Below are 18,072 nucleotides of genomic sequence, written 5' to 3' on the forward strand. Positions count from 1 at the left end.
GACCACCTTGACCGACTTCGGGCACGACACCTGGTGGCTGGTGCTGGGCAAGGCGCTGGCCATCTTCGTCTTCCTCATGCTCAACGTGCTGGTCGCGATCCTGCTCGAACGCAAGGTCCTCGGCTGGATGCAGTTGCGGCCCGGCCCCAACCGGGCGGGGCCGTGGGGCGCCCTGCAGAGCCTGGCCGACGGGATCAAGCTGGCGCTGAAGGAAAGCATCACCCCCGGCGGCATCGACAAGTTCGTTTACTTTGCGGCGCCGGTCTTTTCGGTCATCCCCGCGTTCACCGCGTTCGCGTTCATCCCGTTCGGCCCGGTGGTGTCGGTGTTCGGCCACCGCACGCCCCTGCAGCTGACCGACCTCCCGGTCGCGGTGTTGTTCATCCTGGGGCTCTCGGCGATCGGCGTGTACGGCATCGTGCTCGGCGGCTGGGCGTCGGGATCGACCTACCCGCTGCTGGGCGGGGTGCGCTCCACCGCGCAGGTGATCTCCTATGAGGTCGCGATGGGGCTGTCGTTCACCGCGGTGTTCCTCTACGCCGGCACCATGTCGACGTCGCAGATCGTGGCCGCGCAGGACCGCGTCTGGTTCGTGTTCCTGTTGCTGCCGTCGTTCGTGATCTACCTGATCTCGATGGTCGGCGAGACCAACCGCGCCCCATTCGATCTGCCCGAGGCCGAAGGCGAACTGGTCGCGGGATTCCACACCGAATACTCCTCGCTGAAGTTCGCCATGTTCATGCTGGCCGAGTACGTCAACATGATGACGGTGTCCTCACTGGCCACGGCCATGTTCTTCGGCGGGTGGCACGCGCCCTGGCCGCTGAACATGTGGGCGGGCGCCAACTCCGGATGGTGGCCGGTGCTGTGGTTCACGCTCAAGATGTGGACCTTCCTGTTCATCTACTTCTGGCTGCGCGCCAGCCTGCCCCGGCTGCGCTACGACCAGTTCATGGCGCTGGGGTGGAAACTGCTGATCCCGGCCTCACTGGTGTGGGTGCTGATCGCCGCCGTGATCCGCACGGCGCGCAACCAGGGATACGCGCACTGGACGCCGGTGCTGGTGGTCAGCAGCATCGTCGTGGCCGGCGCGCTGGTGCTGCTGTTGCGAAAACCGTTCACGGCGCCGAGCATTCGCGCGATGGAGCGTCAGCTGCGCCGGCAGCGCGACGAAATCCCCTCCCCCGCAATCACCGAGCCGGCCTTCCCGACGCCGCCGCTACCCGCGCGGAAGGTCGGCGCGAGCAAGGAGGACGCACGTGCCTAAATTTCTCGACGCCGTAGCCGGATTCGGCGTGACGCTCGGCTCGATGTTCAAAAAGCACGTCACGGAGGAATATCCGGAGAAGCCGGGGCCGGTCGCGCCGCGCTATCACGGCCGTCACCAACTCAACCGGTACCCCGACGGCCTGGAGAAGTGCATCGGGTGCGAGCTGTGCGCCTGGGCCTGCCCCGCCGACGCGATCTACGTCGAGGGCGCCGACAACACCGAGGAGCTGCGGTACTCGCCGGGCGAACGCTACGGCCGCGTGTACCAGATCAACTACCTGCGCTGCATCGGCTGCGGCCTGTGCATCGAGGCCTGCCCCACCAGGGCGCTGACGATGACCAACGACTACGAGATGGCCGACGACAACCGGGCCGACCTCATCTACGAGAAGGACCGGCTGCTCGCCCCCCTCACGCCGGAGATGACGGCGCCGCCGCACCCGCGGGCCGCCGGCGCCACCGACAAGGACTACTACCAGGGCAACGTGACCGCGGAGGGACTGCGCGAGCACGAGAGCGCCGGAGACGCAAGATGACCGCGACGCTCGCCGCCGACACCATCGTTCGCACCTCGACCGGCGAGGCGGTCACGTTCTGGGTGCTGGGCGCGCTGGCGGTGCTCGGCGCGCTCGGCGTGGTGCTGGCGGCCAACGCTGTCTACTCCGCGATGTTCCTGGCGATGACGATGATCATCCTGGCGGTGTTCTACATGGTCCAGGACGCGCTGTTCCTGGGCATCGTCCAGGTGGTCGTCTACACCGGCGCGGTGATGATGCTGTTCCTGTTCGTGCTGATGCTGATCGGCGTGGATTCCGCGGAGTCGCTGAAGGAGACGCTGCGCGGCCAGCGCATCGCGGCGGTGTTCACGGGCCTCGGGTTCGGCATCCTGCTGCTCGCGGGCATCGGCAACGTGGCGACCGGCGGTTTCCTCGGCCTCACCACGGCCAATTCCGGCGGCAACGTGGAAGGCCTGGCCGCCCTGATCTTTTCGCGCTACCTCTGGGCGTTCGAGCTGACCAGCGCGCTGCTGATCACCGCGGCCGTGGGGGCGATGGTGCTGGCGCACCGGGAGCGCTTCGAACGCCGCAAGACGCAACGCGAACTGTCCGAGGAGCGGTTCCGGCCCGGCGGGCGGGCGACCCCGCTGCCCAACCCCGGTGTGTACGCGCGCCACAACGCGGTCGACGTCGCCGCGCTGCTGCCCGACGGCTCCTACTCGGGCCTGTCGGTGTCCCCGATCCTGAAGATCCGGGGCGCGGACGGCGCAGAAGTCCGAGAGACACCCGCGGAGGCCGTGAAGGGCGGTGCGTCGTGAATCCGGCCAACTATCTGTATCTTTCGGCGCTGCTCTTCACCATCGGCGCCGCGGGTGTGTTGTTGCGCCGCAACGCCATCGTGATGTTCATGTGCGTCGAGCTGATGCTCAACGCCGTCAACCTGGCGTTCGTCACGTTCGCGCGGATGCACGGCCATCTCGACGGCCAGATGATCGCCTTCTTCACGATGGTGGTCGCCGCGTGCGAGGTCGTGGTGGGCCTGGCCATCATCATGACGATTTTCCGTGCCCGCAAATCGGCGTCGGTCGACGACGCGAACCTACTCAAAGGCTGAACAACGTCACGATGACTGACTACACCTGGCTGCTGGTGGCGCTGCCATTGGCGGGCGCCGCGATCTTGTTGTTCGGGGGCAGGCGCACCGACGGGTGGGGGCACCTGCTGGGCTGCGCGACCGCGCTGGCGGCGTTCGGCGTGGGGCTGGGCCTGCTCAGCGAGCTGCTCGGCCGCGGCGGGGACGACCGGGTCATCCACCAGAAGGTGTTCAGCTGGATTCCCGTCGGTCAACTGCAGGTGGACCTCGGGCTGCAGATCGACCAGCTGTCAGTGTGTTTCGTGCTGCTGATCTCCGGCGTCGGGTCGCTGATCCACATCTATTCGGTCGGCTACATGGCCGACGACCCGGACCGCCGCCGCTTCTTCGGCTACCTCAACCTGTTTCTGGCCTCGATGCTGCTGCTGGTGGTCGCCGACAACTACGTGGTGCTCTACGTCGGCTGGGAGGGCGTCGGCCTGGCCTCGTATCTGCTCATCGGCTTCTGGTATCACAAGCCGACGGCGGCCACCGCGGCCAAGAAGGCGTTCGTGATGAACCGGGTCGGGGACGCCGGCCTGGCACTCGGAATGTTCCTGATGTTCAGCACATTCGGCACGCTGTCGTACGCCGGCGTGTTCGCCGGCGCGCCCGCCGCCGGCCGGGGCGCGCTGACGGCGATGGGATTGCTGCTGCTGCTGGGCGCCTGCGCCAAATCCGCCCAGGTCCCGCTGCAGGCCTGGTTGGGCGACGCGATGGAGGGCCCGACGCCGGTGTCCGCGCTGATCCACGCCGCCACCATGGTGACCGCCGGCGTGTACCTGATCGTGCGGTCCAATCCGCTCTACAACCTCTCCCCCGACGCGCAATTGGGCGTGGTGATCGTCGGGGCCGTCACCCTGCTGTTCGGGGCGCTCATCGGCTGCGCCAAGGACGACATCAAGCGCGCCCTGGCGGCGTCGACCATGAGCCAGATCGGCTATATGGTGCTGGCCGCCGGCCTCGGCCCGGCCGGCTACGCCTTCGCGATCATGCACCTGCTCACCCACGGCTTCTTCAAGGCCGGGCTGTTCCTCGGCTCCGGTGCGGTGATCCACGCGATGCACGAGGAGCAGAACATGCGCCGCTACGGCGGCCTGCGCAAGGCTTTGCCGATCACCTTCGCCACATTCGGCCTGGGCTATCTGGCGATCATCGGGGTGCCACCCTTCGCCGGTTTCTTCTCCAAGGACAAGATCATCGAGGCGGCCCTGTCCTCCGGGGACACCCGCGGCTACGTGCTGGGCGGGGCGGCGCTGCTGGGCGCCGGCGTCACCGCCTTCTACATGACCCGCGTCATGCTGATGACCTTCTTCGGTGAAAAGCGTTGGGCCCCCGGCAGCCACCCGCACGAGGCGCCGGCCGTGATGGCGTGGCCGATGATCCTGCTCGCCGTCGGTTCGGCGTTCTCCGGCCTGCTGTTCTGGTGGGGCGGAGCCCTGCAGCACTGGCTCGAGCCCGTCGTCGGGACGCGCGAAGAGGCCGCCCATGCGCTGCCCGCCTGGGTCACCACCGTCGTGGCGCTCGGCGTCGTCGCGATCGGCATCGCGGTGGCCTACCGGATGTACGCGATGTCGCCCATCCCCAGGGTGGCCCCCGTCCGGGTCTCGCCGCTCACCACCGCCGCGCGCGCCGACCTGTACGGCGATGCCTTCAACGAGGAGGTGTTCATGCGCCCTGGTGCGCAACTGACCGGAGCGCTGGTCGAGGTCGACAACGCGGGCGTGGACGGCTCGGTCAACGCGCTCGCGGCGCTCGTGAGCCGGACGTCAAACGGCCTGCGGCGCTTCCAAACCGGGTTCGCCCGCAACTACGCCCTCTCGATGCTGGCCGGCGCGGTGCTGGTGGTCGCCCTGATCTTGGCGGTGCGGGCGTGGTGAGCGCCAACATCCCGTGGCTGAGCATCCTGTGGCTGCTGCCGCTGGCGGGTTCCGGGCTGATCATCCTGCTTCCCCCCGGGATGCGACAGCTGGCCAAGTGGGCGGGCCTGTTCGTCGGCGTGCTGACGCTGGCGGTGGCGATCGTCGTCACCGTCGGCTTCAAGACGGGCGGCCCCACCTACCAGTTCGTCGAAAGCCACAGGTGGATACCGGCGTTCGGCGCGGGTTACTCCCTCGGGGTGGACGGCATCGCCGTGGTGCTGGTGCTGCTGACCGCGGTGCTGATCCCGCTGCTGCAGGTGGCCGGCTGGAACGACGGCAGGCAGGGCACCCAGGCAAATTCTCGCAGCGTGCACGCCTACGTCGCGCTGACGCTGGCCATCGAGTCGATGGTGCTGGTCTCGGTGGTCGCGCTGGACGTGCTGCTGTTCTACGTGTTCTTCGAAGCCATGCTGGTGCCGATGTACTTCCTGATCGGCGGCTTCGGTTCGGGACCCGGCAGGTCGCGCGCCGCGGTGAAGTTCTTGCTGTACAACCTGTTCGGCGGCCTGATCATGCTGGCGGCCGTCATCGGGCTCTACGTGGTGACCGCGCAGCACGGCTCGGGCACGTTCGACTTCCGTGACATCGTCGCCGGCGTGGCGTCTGGCCGCTACGGTGCCGACCCCGCGGTGTTCAAGGCGCTGTTCTTGGGCTTCATGTTCGCGTTCGCGATCAAGGCGCCGCTGTGGCCGTTCCACCGCTGGCTGCCCGACGCCGCGGTCGAGGCCACGCCGGCGACCGCGGTGCTGATGATGGCCGTGATGGACAAGGTCGGCACCTTCGGCATGCTGCGCTACTGCCTGCAGCTGTTCCCCAGCGCCTCAACGTATTTCCGTCCGCTGATCATCGTGCTCGCCGTCATCGGCGTGATCTACGGCGCGATCGTGGCGATCGGCCAGGCCGACATCATGCGGCTGATCGCCTACACGTCGATCTCCCACTTCGGGTTCATCATCCTGGGCATCTTCGTGATGACCACCCAGGGACAGAGCGGGTCGACGCTGTACATGCTCAACCACGGCCTGTCCACCGCGGCGGTGTTCCTGATCGCGGGCTTCCTGATATCCCGGCGCGGCAGCCGGGCGATCGCCGACTATGGGGGCGTGCAGAAGGTGGCGCCCATCCTGGCGGGCACCTTCCTCGTCTCGGCCATGGCGACGCTGTCGCTTCCGGGCCTGGCGCCGTTCATCAGCGAATTCCTGGTCCTGCTGGGCACTTTCAACCGCTACTGGCTGGCGGCGGCGTTCGGCGTGACCGCGTTGGTCCTGTCGGCGATCTACATGTTGTGGCTCTACCAGCGGGTGATGACGGGCCCGGTGGCCGCCGGCAGCGAGGGCATCGGGGACCTGAAGGCGCGCGAGCTGGTCGTCGTCGCCCCGCTCGTCGCGCTCCTGCTGGTGCTCGGCGTCTACCCCAAGCCGGTGCTGGACCTGATCAATCCGGCCGTGCAGAACACGATGACCACCATCGGCCAGCATGACCCCGCGCCGAGCGTGACCCGCCCGGTTTCGGGCGTTGGCTCCCCGAAGACAGCCGAAGGACCGCACCGATGACCCTGCCCACCCCCAGCGTCGAGTACTTCCTGCTGTGCCCGATGCTCATCGTCTTCGGTGTCGCCGTCGCCGGGGTGCTCGTGGAAGCGTTCGTCCCCAGGCGAATTCGGTACGCCACCCAGGTGACGCTGGCCCTGGGCGGCCTGATCGCGGCGCTGGTCGCGGACGTGGAGGTCGCCGAGTCGGTGCCGGCGTCGGGTCGCGCGGCGGTGCTGGGCGCGGTGGCGATCGACCGACCGTCGCTGTTTCTGCAGGGCACCGTTCTGCTGGTCGCGGTGCTGGCCGTCATCTTCATGGCCGAGCGGACACAGGCCAAGGCCGACACCAAGTCCGTGGCCACAGCAGGGGTCGCGGCGGGCTCCGGTGGCCTGGATTCCTTTACGCCGCAGGCCTCCGCGGTTCCCGGCAGCGACGCCGAGCGCGAGGCGGAGCGGGCCGGCGCCGCGCAGACCGAGCTCTTCCCGCTGGCGATGCTGTCCGTCGGCGGCATGATGGTCTTCCCCGCGTCCAACGACCTGCTGACGATGTTCGTCGCCCTGGAGGTTTTGTCGCTGCCGCTGTACCTGATGTGCGGGCTGGCGCGTCATCGCCGCCTGCTCTCGCAGGAAGCGGCGATGAAGTACTTCCTGCTGGGCGCGTTCTCCTCGGCGTTCTTCCTGTACGGGGTGGCGTTGCTCTACGGCGCGACCGGCACGCTGCTGCTGCCCGGGATCCGGGATGCCGTTGCCGCCCATGGCGATACCTCGATGGCGTTGATCGGCGTCGCGCTGCTGTCGGTCGGGCTGCTGTTCAAAGTGGGTGCGGTGCCGTTCCACTCGTGGATTCCCGATGTCTACCAGGGTGCGCCCACACCGATCACGGGGTTCATGGCGGCGGCCACCAAGGTGGCGGCGTTCGGCGCGCTGCTGCGGGTGGTCTACGTGGCCCTGCCGCCGCTGCACGACCAATGGCGTCCGGTGCTGTGGACGATTTCGATCCTGACGATGGCGGTGGGCACGATCACCGCCGTCAACCAGACCGACGTCAAGCGGATGCTGGCCTACTCGTCCGTCGCGCACGTGGGCTTCATCCTCACCGGCGTGATCGCGGACAACGCGGCCGGTTTGTCGGCAACGATGTTCTATCTGGTCGCCTACAGCTTCAGCACGCTCGGCGCGTTCGCCATCGTGGGCCTGATTCGCAACGCCGACGGCGTCGAGGACGCCACGCTGTCGCACTGGGCCGGGCTCGGGCAGCGCTCCCCCATTGTGGGCGTGATGTTTTCGATGTTCCTGCTGGCGTTCGCGGGCATCCCGCTGACGAGTGGCTTCGTCAGCAAGCTCGCCGTGTTCAAGGCCGCCGCGCAGGGCGGCGCGGTGCCGCTGGTCGTCGTCGGCGTCGTCGCCAGCGGTGTCGCCGCCTACTTCTACGTGCGCGTCATCGTGTCGATGTTCTTCACCGAGGCGACCGACGACACCCCACACGTGGTGGCGCCGGGCGTCCTCAGCAAGGCCGCGATCGCGGTATGCGCCTTGGTCACGGTGCTGTTGGGAATCTTCCCGCAGCCGCTGCTCGACCTGGCCGATCAGGCGGCCCAGCTGCTGCACTGAACCGGCGTCGGGTAGTCAGCTCACGAACGGGCGCGTCGCCAGGACGTAGATCGCCAAGACCCCCACCGGCGCTACGAGCGGCAACCACGGCAGCTGCAGCGGGAACGACGTCGCGACCAGGCCCGCGCAGCTGAACCCCACGGCCGCAAGGGCGGTCGGCCAGCTCCACATCACCGCGCCGGGCGTCGCCGCCGCATGGCGGCACACCAGGTAGGCGGCCGCGCACAGGCCGGACCAGGCGGTGCAGACAAGCGACGGATCCGAGGCCAGGATCGTCGCCACCGACAGCAACACGGCGATCGTCGCCGCGGGGCGGAGGGCCACGCCGACACCCACGGCCAGCAGGGCTCCCGCCGCCACGACGAGCGCCGGTCCGTGCGAGCCGACGGCGGCCAGTACGGCCATGAGCGCGCCGAAAACGGTTGAGACGGCCAGTGTGGCCGGACGCGCGGTCGACTTCATACCCGGAGCCGTCCGCGCACGCGGTGGCGGCGATCCGGCAGCACACCCATCGACTGATCCAGCGTGCTGTCCCCCCGCCAACCCACGATGTCCACGCCGACCGTCGCCATGTCGCGATACATGGCCGAGCGCTGCAGCGCCCACATCCGGTCGATCAGCGGGTCCTGCTGGGCCTCGAAAGGCGAGCTGTCGAGGACGTCGACCGCGATCACGACGTGGCCGCGTTTGCGGAGGTCGATCAGCGCCAGCGCGAACTCCGTGTCGAGCAACGTGGAGAACGCGATCACGATCGCCCCCACCGGAACGGCCGCCCGCGGCGCCAGTGTGCCCGTGGTGTTTTCGAACTCGTCGCCGGCGCCGAGCACGGTGTCGAGCACCCGATAGAACTGGCGCTGTCCGATGTCGGCGCCGAGCCACCGCGGACGGTTGCCGCCGAGCGCGACCATCCCGGCGCGATCGCCGTGCCGCAGGGCGGTCTGCACCACCTGCGCCGCCCCGCGCACCACTCGTTCGGTCGCAGCGGTCGCCGGGCCCGCCGGCTGCCGGTACCTGTCGATCAGCACCACCACGTCGGCGGCGCGGTCGGTCAACCGTTGCGTCACGTGCAATTGGCGGCGGCGGGCGCTCACCGGCCAGTTCACCGCCCGCAGTTGATCACCGGGCACGTAGGGGCGAATGTCCGCGTACTCGACGCCCGGGCCCACGTGCCGGGTGAGGTGGGCGCCCAGGCGGTCGAGCAACTCCGTCTGCGGGATCGGCGTCGACTGCGGCGGCGTGAGCGGGAACACGAGCACATCGGCCGCGTCCACGGTGGCCGTCCCCGTCAGCAACCCGCCGCGCGCGACCACCTCGACCCGCGCCCGGACCGGGTAGCGGCCCCAGCGTTGCGCGGTCGCCGCAACGGTTTTCGCGTGGCCGGAATCCGCCTCGAGCGCTTCGAGCTCCATGCCTTCGACCGACGAAGTGGTGAGCTCGACCGCGGAAGCCCCCGCGCGCGAGGGGTCTTCGGTTATCCAGACTTTCACCCGCGCCCGCTCGTTTTCAAAACAGCGCTGCGAGTCCGGTTCCCCGTGCACCCGGATCTTCGGCACGGAAGGCTGCCAGCTGATCGAGCAGAGCACCCCGAGCAGCGGCGCCGCGAAGGCGATCAGCTGCCAGCGCGTCCCGATCACGGCGGCGGCCAGCGCGACCCCGGCGCATGTCGCGATCGCCCGCGTCAACGGCGATGCGCGCCAACGGAACTCGACATCGCGGCCTTGGATCACGCCCCGTGGCCGCCGCTCGTTCGAGGCACCGGCAAGCGCCGCAGCAGTTCCCCGACGACGTCGGCGCCCTGGATCTTGCGTACCCACATCTCCGGCCGCAGGGTGATCCGGTGCGCCACGGCCGCGACGGCGAGCGCCTTGACGTCTTCGGGGATCACGTAATCGCGGCCGAGCAACAACGCGCGGGCGCGCGCGAGCTGCACGAGGTCGAGCTCGGCGCGGGGGCTGGCCCCCACGGCGACCTGTGGGTGGTGCCGGGTGGCGGTGGCCAGGGACACCACGTAGTGCAGAACGTCCTCGTGCACGGTCACCTGCTCGACCGACTCGCGCATCGCCAGCAGATCATGCGCGTCCACCACCTGATTCACCGTCGGCTCGGCCGAACCCCGTTCCAGGCGGCGGCGCAGCATCGCGGTCTCGTCCCGCTCGGAGAGGTAGCGCAGTTCCAGCCGGATCGCGAACCGGTCCAGCTGCGCCTCCGGCAACGGATAGGTACCCTCGTACTCGATCGGGTTGTCGGTGGCCAGCACGATGAAAGGCGTTGGCAGCTTGTGGGTTTCGCCGTCTATGCTCACCTGGCCCTCGGCCATCGCCTCCAGCAACGCCGCCTGCGTCTTGGGCGGCGTGCGGTTGATCTCGTCGGCAAGCAGCAGGTTGGTGAAGATCGGTCCGGCCCGGAAGGCGAAACGACCGGACTGCATGTCGTAGATCGTCGAGCCGAGCAGGTCCGCGGGCAGCAGGTCCGGCGTGAACTGCACCCGGGTGAAGCGCAGCCCCAGCGCGGCGGCGAACGATCGCGCGATGAGCGTCTTGCCCAGGCCGGGCAGGTCCTCGATGAGCACGTGGCCGCGCGCCAGGACCGCGATCAGGATGAGCGTCAGCGCCGAGCGCTTCCCCACCACCGCCCGTTCGATCTCGTCGAGCACCGCCTCGCACTGGGCGGTGGTTGTCGCGGCCGGCAGCGTCATATTTGCTCCAACTTTCGCAGGATCTGTTCCAGCACCGCGCGGCCCGGACCGGTGTGATGGTCGCCGGTGCGCGTGACGTTGTTGGGATTGACCCATTCCCACAGCTCGGCGCCGAAAAGCATCCGGCCGGTCGCGTGATATGCCATGGGATCCTTGGATTGCCTTTGGCCCGTTGTCATCTCGTAACGCCGCGCCAGCATGGGGCGCAGATGGCGGTCCCAGTCCGCCCGCGTGGAGTCCGACCACCGGATCGTCGTCTCGGTGGTGGCGAGCCAGCGGCGCAACGAATCCCCCAGATCGTCGTAGCCGGTCTCGGCGGCCGGTTCGTTGTTGCGGCCCAGATAACGACGGACGTTGAGCAGCACCAGCGCAAGGGCGATGCCCGCGGCGGCGAGCAGGAACCGGCGCCCGTGCAGGATCAGCGCCAGCAGCTCGATCCCCACCACGAGGCAAATACCCAGGGCTATGAGCTTTTTCATACCGGGCTCCGCAATTCCGCCAGGACCAGCCGCAGCACGTTTACCGCCACCTCGCGATGCTCCTCGCTCATCACGTGTGGGCTGAAACGTGCCTCTTCGAACAGGTTAACCAGCCGCTCGGCGTTATCGGCCTGCAGCGCATGGTGTTCGACGGCGCGGACGAGGACCTCGGTCGGCGTGTCGAAGTCCTGGGGTGCGGCGCCGGGCACGTTGGCCAGCTCCCGCTCCATCGCGGCATAGCAGGCGATGATCGCCTCGCGCGGCTCCCGGCTGAGGTCGCCGATCTCAGCCAGTCCGACCTCGGCGGCGCGCACGAGGGATTCGGATGGCGCCGTGGCCGCCGGGGATTCGAAGTGATCGTCGGCGTGGGCGGCGGCCACCCCCGCGCCGCGCCACCGTCGCCGCGCCATGATCACCGAGCCGGCCACGATGACCACCATCATCGGGATCGCGCCGGCAAGCAGAACCCCGAACATGTCCCCGGAATTGTTCTGGGGATGTTGCTGCGCCGGCTGCCCGCCCGGGCGTCCCGACGGCTGTGCGGCTGGGGCCGGGCCGGGGGCGGCGGGGTTGACGTCGTGCGGCATCAGGTAGTGGATCAGCAGCGTCGCGATCAGCAGCCATGCCACGATCAGCGCGAGCCCGATCAGCAACACGCGCCAGCTCGGGCGGCCCTTCCCGGTGCCCAGCATGTCGGACAGGTCTTCCTGCTTCGGCGCCATCGCGCGCGGATCGCGCAACCGCGCGATGACGGCGATCGCCAGCAGAGCGAGGGTCGCGCTGAGGGTCACGATCACGAAGAGCAGAGCCGCCCGACCGCCGCCCGGCTCCGCGCGCGACCCATGGCCCTGGGCGGGCAGGTATCCGCGGAGGGCGGCGGCGACGAAGATCATCAAGACGAGCAGCGCGACGACGCGCCCCGTCGGCTTGTCAATACCGGGCATGCGCACACCACTCGACCGGTTGCCTGCCGCCGTTGCGGCACTGGCTTTCCCCATACTGGCACGTCAGGCGGGCATCCCGCCAGGAACCTGCCGATGGGGGTTTGTGCACAGTTGCGGTTCTATCCACAGGCCGCGGCCGGCATGCTCGGGGGTGTGGGGTCTTGACGGGGGTGGTTTTTAGCGTCGGGGCATGGGTGTCAGTGCGGAGGTGGCGCGGGAGCGGATCGGTGCGGCTCTGGACGCGATCGATGCCGCCCACGACGTGCTGCGTCAGACCAGCTCCGATCTGGTGGGCAACGAGTTTCGCGTCGAGGTGGCCGAGCGGCTCGAGACACAGGAGCGCACCAACCGGGGGTTGATGTATCGGGTGTTCGGTGAGATCGCCGAGCCGCCCGACGGCGCCGAGTCCGCCCCGGCCGTGCGGGCGCGGCTGTGCGCGCGGCTGCGGATCACCCCCGGCGAGCTGCGCCGCCGGTTCAAACTCGCCGCCCGGATTAGGCCGCGGCGCTCGCTGAGCGGCCCCCCGCTGCCCCCGGAACTGACCGAGGTGGCGGCCGCGGTGGCCGCCGGCGCGCTCGGCGAGGACCACATCCGCGCCATCTGCCAGGCCCTCGACCTGCTGCCGGCCGCCGTGTCGCCGACCGACGTGACCGAGGCCGAACGCACCCTGGTCGCCCATGCCAGAAAGCTGGACTCCGGCGTGCTCACCCGGCTGGGACAGCGCATCGCCGACTACCTCAACCCCGACGGGCTGTTCACCGACGAGGACCGGGCCCGCCGCCGCGGCCTGCGCCTGGGCCCGCAAGGACCCGACGGCATGTCACGGCTGTCGGGGTTGCTCGACCCCGAGGCCCGCGCCTACCTCGAGGCCCTCGAGGCCGCCGTGCGCCCCGGCCGCCACCAACCCGACAACGCCCCGCCCGAGCAGCCCGACACCCGCACCGCCGCGCAGCGTTGCCACGACGCGCTCAAACTCGGCCTTAAGATCGCCATCGACTCCGGCAAGCTCGGCACCCACCGCGGCCACCCCGTCACCGTCATCGTCACCACCACCCTGGCCGAACTCAACCAGGCCGCCCACGCCGCCGCGGACTCCTCGATCCCGATGCCACCGCCGGCGCGCACCGGCGGCGGCTCCCGGCTGCCGATGCGGGACCTGATCCGGCTGGCCACCCACGCCATCCACTACCTGGCCGTGTTCGACGACCACACCAACCGGCCGCTGTATCTGGGCCGGCAAAAACGGATCGCCACCGCCGACCAACGACTGATCTGCTACGCCCGCGACCGCGGCTGCACCCGCCCCCACTGCCTCATCCCCGGCTACCGCAGCGAAGTACACCACGCACCCGACTGGGCCGCTGGCGGACGCACCGACGCCGACAAACTCTTCTTCGCCTGCGACAACGACCACGACGCCGCCACCCGCGGCGACTACCACACCGAAGTCACCGACACCGGACGCCTCGCCTGGACCAACGGCACCACCCCACCGGCAATCAACCACGCCCACCACCCCGAAGAACTCCTCCACAGCAACCCCGACCCACCCGACGAAGAACAAGAGCCTCCAGTGACACACTGAACGCGTGCCGCCTTATCGCGACCTGGCCGCGTATGACGATCGGGCGCCCGGGTACGACCGCGGGTGGCGGGGCCGGCTGCACCATCAGATCACCGACCGCACCGCCGATCTCGCGGTGGCGACCGCGGCCTCGCCCCGGCGTGTGCTCGACGTGGGCTGCGGGACGGGCCACCTGCTGCGCACCCTCGGCCACCGATACCCCGATGCCCGCCAGCTCTGCGGCATCGACGCCGCGCCCCAAATGATCGCGACGGCAAGCGCTTTCGCCGGGGATGACCGGCTGAGCTTCGCCGTCGGCGTGGCCGAACGGCTCGGCTACCCCGACGAGTCTTTCGACCTCGTCGTCAGCACGACGTCGTTCGACCACTGGACGGACCAGCAAGCGGGACTGGCCGAGTGCGCCCGGGTGCTGCGCCCCGGCGGCCACCTGGTGCTCGTCGACCAGTTCTCGTGGTGGCTGCTGCCGACGCTGGCCACCAGCCGTCGGGGCAAGGCCCGCACGCGTGGCCGCGCCACCGCTTTGCTGCGCCGCGCTGGGTTCACCGCCCCACACTGGCACCGGCTCTACGCCGTGATCATCAACGCCGTCACGGCGACCAAACCGGCCTAACCACCCAGCGTGAACGGGGAGAAGCTGCCGTCGAGCACCTGCAGATGGCCGATCGTGCGCCCGGTGACCGCCTCGGGATCGACCAGCGCCAATTCGACTGCCGCCCGGGCGAATTCATCGGCCGGGGCGGTGTCGACGAATTCACGGGCGTAGTAGGCCAGGCCCGGCGTCAGGATCGGTTTCGACGGCGACAGCGCGTTCACCGCGATGTTGTGATCGGCGAGGTCGAACGCCGCGCACTGCGTGAGATGCTCCAGCGCGGCCTTGGACCCGCCGTAGCCGGGCAGCACACCGCCGCTGCGGTCGGCGTACGGTCCGTTGCCGGGCATCCGCGACGCGACCGAGGTGATGTTGATGATCGAGCCGCCACCCGCCTCGATCATGTCGGGGCACACCAGTTGCATCAGCTCGTAGGCGGCGAACACCCCGATGTCGAAGTGCCGGCGAAACGCCTGCAGCGGCGTGCTGACGAAGCCGGGCCAGCCGGGTTTCGCGCCGCCGCCGGGCGGCTTGACCGCCTTGGCTCGCGGCGCCCCGTCCGTTTTCGAACCCGGCACCGGCGGGCGGCCGGGCGCGGTGAACGCCGCGTTGTTGACCAGGATCGTGATGGGCCCCAACGCCTCTCGGGCCTCGGTCACCAGCCGGGCGACGTCGTCGCGGTCGGTCAGATCGGCGCGGATCGCCACGGCCCGTTCGCCGGCCGCGCCGATCTCGGCGACCGTCTCGCCGATGGTTCCGGGCAGCCGCTCGTCCCACACCTCCTCGGTGCGCCCGGCGACGGCCACCGCCGCACCCTCCGCGGCGAGCGCCAGCGCGATCGCGCGGCCCAGGCCGCGGCTGCCGCCGGTGACGATCGCGGCGCGACCCGCCAGCCGCGTCATCCGGTCACCCCGTGCACCACGATGGCCGTCGTCTGCTCGACCCAGGTGTCATCCAGGGCCTCCTCCGGTCGCAGCAGCATCCGCAGCATCGTCGCTCCCCCGATCAACTCGATCAGCCGGTCCGGGTCCACGCCCCGATGGGCCTCACCCCGATCGATGGCCGCGCCCAGCCGCACCCGAACCGCCGCAAACAGCCCGGCGAAACGCGACATCACCCGGGCGTTCAGGGCGGGATCGGCCGTCATGTCGGCCACCAGCCCGGGCAGCGCGGCCCGCACCACCGGCGTGGTGAACACGTCGCGGGTGGCCTCGATCATCATCCGGACATCGGCGGCGATGTCGCCGGCCGGGGCCACCAGCGCGGTGGGCGCCGTCGGGAACGCCGCCTCGTGCACCAGTTCGGCCTTGCTGGACCACCGGCGGTACAGCGCCGATTTCGTGGTGCCGGCCCGCTCCGCCACGGCGGCCAGGCTCAAATTCGAATAGCCGATCTCCACAAGCAGTTCCGCGGTCGCCGACAGGATGGCCGAGTCGATGCGCGGATCGCGGGGCCGCCCGGCCCCCGGGGCCTTGTCAAGGTAGGACGGGTCTGCTTTCATAACGCTACCTACCGTATCGTAATTGCCGCGAAGAAGTCTCCAAGACGTCTCGGAGAATGGAGGCACCCGTGTCCAATGAACCTGTGCTGGACAAAGTCGACCGGCTGCAGCGCTCCAGCCGGGACGTCAGCACGCTGCCCGCCGTGATGTCGCGATGGCTGTCGACGGTCCTTCCCGGCGGGGCCGAGCCCGAGGTGACGGTGGAGAGCGGCGTGGACTCGACGGGCATGTCGTCGGAGACCATCATCTTGATCGCACGCTGGGAACAGGACGGCCGGCCGATCGAGCAGAAATTGGTCGCCCGGGTGGCGCCGACCGCCGAGGACGTCCAGGTGTTCCCGACGTATCGGCTCGACCACCAATTCGAGGTGATCCGCAAGGTCGCGGAGCTCACCGACGTCCCCGTCCCGCGGGTGCGCTGGCTGGAGCCCACCGGCGACGTCCTGGGCACGCCGTTCTTCGTGATGGATTACGTCGACGGCGAGGTGCCGCCGGACGTCATGCCGTACACGTTCGGCGGCAACTGGTTCGCCGATGCGCCCGCCGAGCGACAGCGCGAACTGCAGGACGCCACGGTGGGGGTGCTGGCCAAGCTGCACTCGATCCCCAACGCCGAGAAAACCTTTGGCTTCCTCGCCGCAGGAGAGGGCGACACCGCCCTGCGCAGGCACTTCAACTGGGTGCGGTCCTGGTACGACTTCGCGGTGCCCGACATCGGCCGATCCCCTTTGCTGGAGCGCACTTTCGAATGGCTGGAGGCCAACTGGCCGAGCGAGGCAGCCGCGCGCGAACCGGTGCTGCTCTGGGGCGACGCGCGGGTGGGCAACGTGCTGTACCGCGACTTCCGGCCGGCGGCCGTGCTGGACTGGGAGATGGTGACGCTGGGGCCGCGCGAGCTCGATGTCGCGTGGATGATCTACGCGCACATGGTCTTCCAGGAGCTCGCCGGCCTGGCGACCCTGCCTGGCCTGCCCGACGTGATGCGCGAGGACGACGTGCGCGCCACCTACCGGCAACTCACCGGCGTCGACGTGGGCGACCTGCGCTGGTTCTACGCCTACTCCGGGGTGATGTGGGCGTGCGTGTTCATGCGCACCGGCGCGCGACGGGTGCACTTCGGGGAGACCGAGAAACCCGAGGATGTCGAATCGCTGTTCTACCACGCGGGATTGATGAGACGGCTCATCGGAGAGGATCAGTAATGCTCGGACCGCTCGACGAGTTTCCGGTACATCAGGTACCCCGGCCGATCGCGTGGGCGGGCACCTCGGACCGCAACTTCTACGACCGCTCCTATTTCAACGCCCACGACCGCACCGGGAACATCTTCGTCATCAGCGGCATCGGCTACTACCCCAACCTGGGCGTCAAGGACGCGTTCTTCCTCGTCCGGCGCGGGGACACCCAGACCGCGGTGCACCTGTCGGACGCCATCGACCAGGACCGGCTCAACCAGAACGTCAACGGCTACCGCATCGAGGTCAGCGAACCGCTGCGCAAACTGCGCCTCGTCCTTGACGAAACCGAAGGCATCGCAGCCGATCTCACCTGGCAGGGCCTGTTCGACGTCGTCCAGGAGCAGCCGCACGTGCTGCGGTCCGGCAACCGGGTGACCCTGGACGCCCAACGCTTCGCCCAGCTCGGCAGCTGGAGCGGCCGCATCGCCATCGACGGCGAGGAGACCGCCGTCGACCCCGCGACCTGGCTGGGCAGCCGGGACCGGTCCTGGGGCATCCGGCCCATCGGCGAACCGGAGCCGGCCGGCCGGCCCGCCGACCCGCCGTTCGAGGGCATGTGGTGGCTCTACGTGCCGATGGCCTTCGACGAGTTCGCGATCGTGCTGATCATCCAGGAGGAGCCCAACGGGTTCCGCTCGCTCAACGACTGCACCCGGGTGTGGCGCGACGGCCGCGTCGAGCAGCTGGGCTGGCCGCGCGTGGCGATCCACTACCGGTCCGGCACCCGCATCCCGACCGGGGCGACGATCGACGCGACCGCCCCCGATGGCACGCCGGTCCGCTTCGACGTCGAGTCCAAGCTGCCCGTCCCGATCCATGTCGGCGGCGGCTACGGCGGCGACTCGGACTGGCTGCACGGCATGTGGAAGGGCGAAAAGTTCGTCGAGCGGCGGACCTACGACATGACCGACCCGGCCATCGTCGCGCGGTCCGGCTTCGGCGTGATCGACCACGTGGGCCGCGCGGTGTGCCGCGACGGCGACGGGGATCCCGTGGAGGGCTGGGGCCTCTACGAACACGGCGCACTGGGCCGCCACGACCCGTCGGGCTTCAAAGACTGGCTGACCGTCGCGCCGTAG

18 protein-coding genes are annotated in these 18,072 nt (G+C 69.4%); 11 read left to right on the plus strand and 7 right to left on the minus strand.

Going from position 1 to position 18,072, the window contains the following annotated elements; translation table 11 throughout:
* The first annotated feature begins 7 nt into the window (after positions 1-7).
* The 7 genes from nuoH to nuoN are packed head-to-tail and all read left to right on the plus strand — an operon-like array spanning position 8 to position 7,962.
* Positions 8-1,267 carry an NADH-quinone oxidoreductase subunit NuoH gene (nuoH, locus tag A5696_RS23995; RefSeq protein ID WP_197517066.1) on the plus strand — a complete coding sequence of 420 codons (1,260 nt, stop codon included), beginning with the start codon at positions 8-10 and terminating at the stop codon, positions 1,265-1,267.
* Entirely contained in the window at positions 1,260-1,805 is a 546-nt protein-coding gene (nuoI, locus tag A5696_RS24000) for an NADH-quinone oxidoreductase subunit NuoI (RefSeq protein ID WP_067883476.1), read from the plus strand. The genes nuoH and nuoI overlap by 8 nt, the downstream gene beginning before the upstream one ends.
* Positions 1,802-2,584 (plus strand): NADH-quinone oxidoreductase subunit J, encoded by a 783-nt coding sequence (locus A5696_RS24005; protein ID WP_067883477.1) that lies wholly within the window; start codon positions 1,802-1,804, stop codon positions 2,582-2,584. Before nuoI ends, A5696_RS24005 begins: the two co-directional genes overlap by 4 nt.
* A complete protein-coding gene (gene nuoK, locus A5696_RS24010) occupies positions 2,581-2,880 on the plus strand; it encodes an NADH-quinone oxidoreductase subunit NuoK (protein WP_047313174.1) in 300 nt (99 codons plus the stop codon). Before A5696_RS24005 ends, nuoK begins: the two co-directional genes overlap by 4 nt.
* A gap of 11 nt (positions 2,881-2,891) precedes the next feature.
* Positions 2,892-4,778, plus strand: a complete 1,887-nt coding sequence (gene nuoL, locus A5696_RS24015) for an NADH-quinone oxidoreductase subunit L (RefSeq protein ID WP_067883478.1) — start codon at positions 2,892-2,894, stop codon at positions 4,776-4,778.
* Complete coding sequence (locus A5696_RS24020) at positions 4,775-6,373, plus strand: NADH-quinone oxidoreductase subunit M (RefSeq protein WP_067883553.1); 1,599 nt, start codon at positions 4,775-4,777, stop codon at positions 6,371-6,373. Before nuoL ends, A5696_RS24020 begins: the two co-directional genes overlap by 4 nt.
* The gene (gene nuoN, locus A5696_RS24025) at positions 6,370-7,962 is read left to right on the plus strand and encodes an NADH-quinone oxidoreductase subunit NuoN (protein ID WP_067883479.1); all 1,593 of its coding nucleotides are present in this window, start codon (positions 6,370-6,372) and stop codon (positions 7,960-7,962) included. Before A5696_RS24020 ends, nuoN begins: the two co-directional genes overlap by 4 nt.
* Before the next feature lie 15 nt (positions 7,963-7,977).
* On the opposite strand, the gene A5696_RS24030 is transcribed toward nuoN, so the two are convergent.
* From A5696_RS24030 to A5696_RS24050, 5 genes are read right to left on the minus strand one after another with little or no spacing between them, the layout of a single operon-like run.
* Entirely contained in the window at positions 7,978-8,424 is a 447-nt protein-coding gene (locus tag A5696_RS24030) for a hypothetical protein (protein ID WP_067883480.1), read from the minus strand.
* Complete coding sequence (locus A5696_RS24035; protein ID WP_067883481.1) at positions 8,421-9,689, minus strand: DUF58 domain-containing protein; 1,269 nt, start codon at positions 9,687-9,689, stop codon at positions 8,421-8,423. Before A5696_RS24035 ends, A5696_RS24030 begins: the two co-directional genes overlap by 4 nt.
* On the minus strand, positions 9,686-10,657 hold the full coding sequence (locus A5696_RS24040; protein ID WP_067883482.1) for a MoxR family ATPase: 972 nt from the start codon (positions 10,655-10,657) through the stop codon (positions 9,686-9,688). The genes A5696_RS24035 and A5696_RS24040 overlap by 4 nt, the downstream gene beginning before the upstream one ends.
* Positions 10,654-11,136 (minus strand): hypothetical protein, encoded by a 483-nt coding sequence (locus tag A5696_RS24045; protein WP_067883483.1) that lies wholly within the window; start codon positions 11,134-11,136, stop codon positions 10,654-10,656. The genes A5696_RS24040 and A5696_RS24045 overlap by 4 nt, the downstream gene beginning before the upstream one ends.
* A complete protein-coding gene (locus A5696_RS24050) occupies positions 11,133-12,080 on the minus strand; it encodes a DUF4129 domain-containing protein (RefSeq protein ID WP_067883484.1) in 948 nt (315 codons plus the stop codon). The genes A5696_RS24045 and A5696_RS24050 overlap by 4 nt, the downstream gene beginning before the upstream one ends.
* A gap of 190 nt (positions 12,081-12,270) precedes the next feature.
* Here A5696_RS24050 and A5696_RS24055 point away from each other — a divergent pair, with 190 nt between their 5' ends.
* The gene (locus A5696_RS24055; protein WP_067883485.1) at positions 12,271-13,665 is read left to right on the plus strand and encodes a 13E12 repeat family protein; all 1,395 of its coding nucleotides are present in this window, start codon (positions 12,271-12,273) and stop codon (positions 13,663-13,665) included.
* A 4-nt stretch (positions 13,666-13,669) separates the two neighbouring features.
* Positions 13,670-14,275 (plus strand): class I SAM-dependent methyltransferase, encoded by a 606-nt coding sequence (locus A5696_RS24060; protein ID WP_067883486.1) that lies wholly within the window; start codon positions 13,670-13,672, stop codon positions 14,273-14,275.
* On the opposite strand, the gene A5696_RS24065 is transcribed toward A5696_RS24060, so the two are convergent.
* Together A5696_RS24065 and A5696_RS24070 are read right to left on the minus strand one after the other, a co-directional pair.
* Complete coding sequence (locus A5696_RS24065) at positions 14,272-15,156, minus strand: SDR family NAD(P)-dependent oxidoreductase (protein WP_067883487.1); 885 nt, start codon at positions 15,154-15,156, stop codon at positions 14,272-14,274. The two genes, A5696_RS24060 and A5696_RS24065, sit on opposite strands and share 4 nt — an antisense overlap.
* Positions 15,153-15,755, minus strand: a complete 603-nt coding sequence (locus A5696_RS24070) for a TetR/AcrR family transcriptional regulator (RefSeq protein WP_067883488.1) — start codon at positions 15,753-15,755, stop codon at positions 15,153-15,155. Before A5696_RS24070 ends, A5696_RS24065 begins: the two co-directional genes overlap by 4 nt.
* 56 nt (positions 15,756-15,811) lie before the next feature.
* Here A5696_RS24070 and A5696_RS24075 point away from each other — a divergent pair, with 56 nt between their 5' ends.
* Both A5696_RS24075 and A5696_RS24080 read left to right on the plus strand, forming a co-directional pair.
* A complete protein-coding gene (locus A5696_RS24075; protein WP_369803387.1) occupies positions 15,812-16,957 on the plus strand; it encodes a phosphotransferase family protein in 1,146 nt (381 codons plus the stop codon).
* Positions 16,957-18,072: a hypothetical protein gene (locus tag A5696_RS24080; protein ID WP_067883489.1), complete on the plus strand. Its 1,116-nt coding sequence runs from the start codon at positions 16,957-16,959 to the stop codon at positions 18,070-18,072. The genes A5696_RS24075 and A5696_RS24080 overlap by 1 nt, the downstream gene beginning before the upstream one ends.

This window comes from Mycobacterium sp. E2699, from assembly GCF_001666745.1.
In the GTDB taxonomy this organism is placed as follows: Bacteria; Actinomycetota; Actinomycetes; order Mycobacteriales; family Mycobacteriaceae; genus Mycobacterium.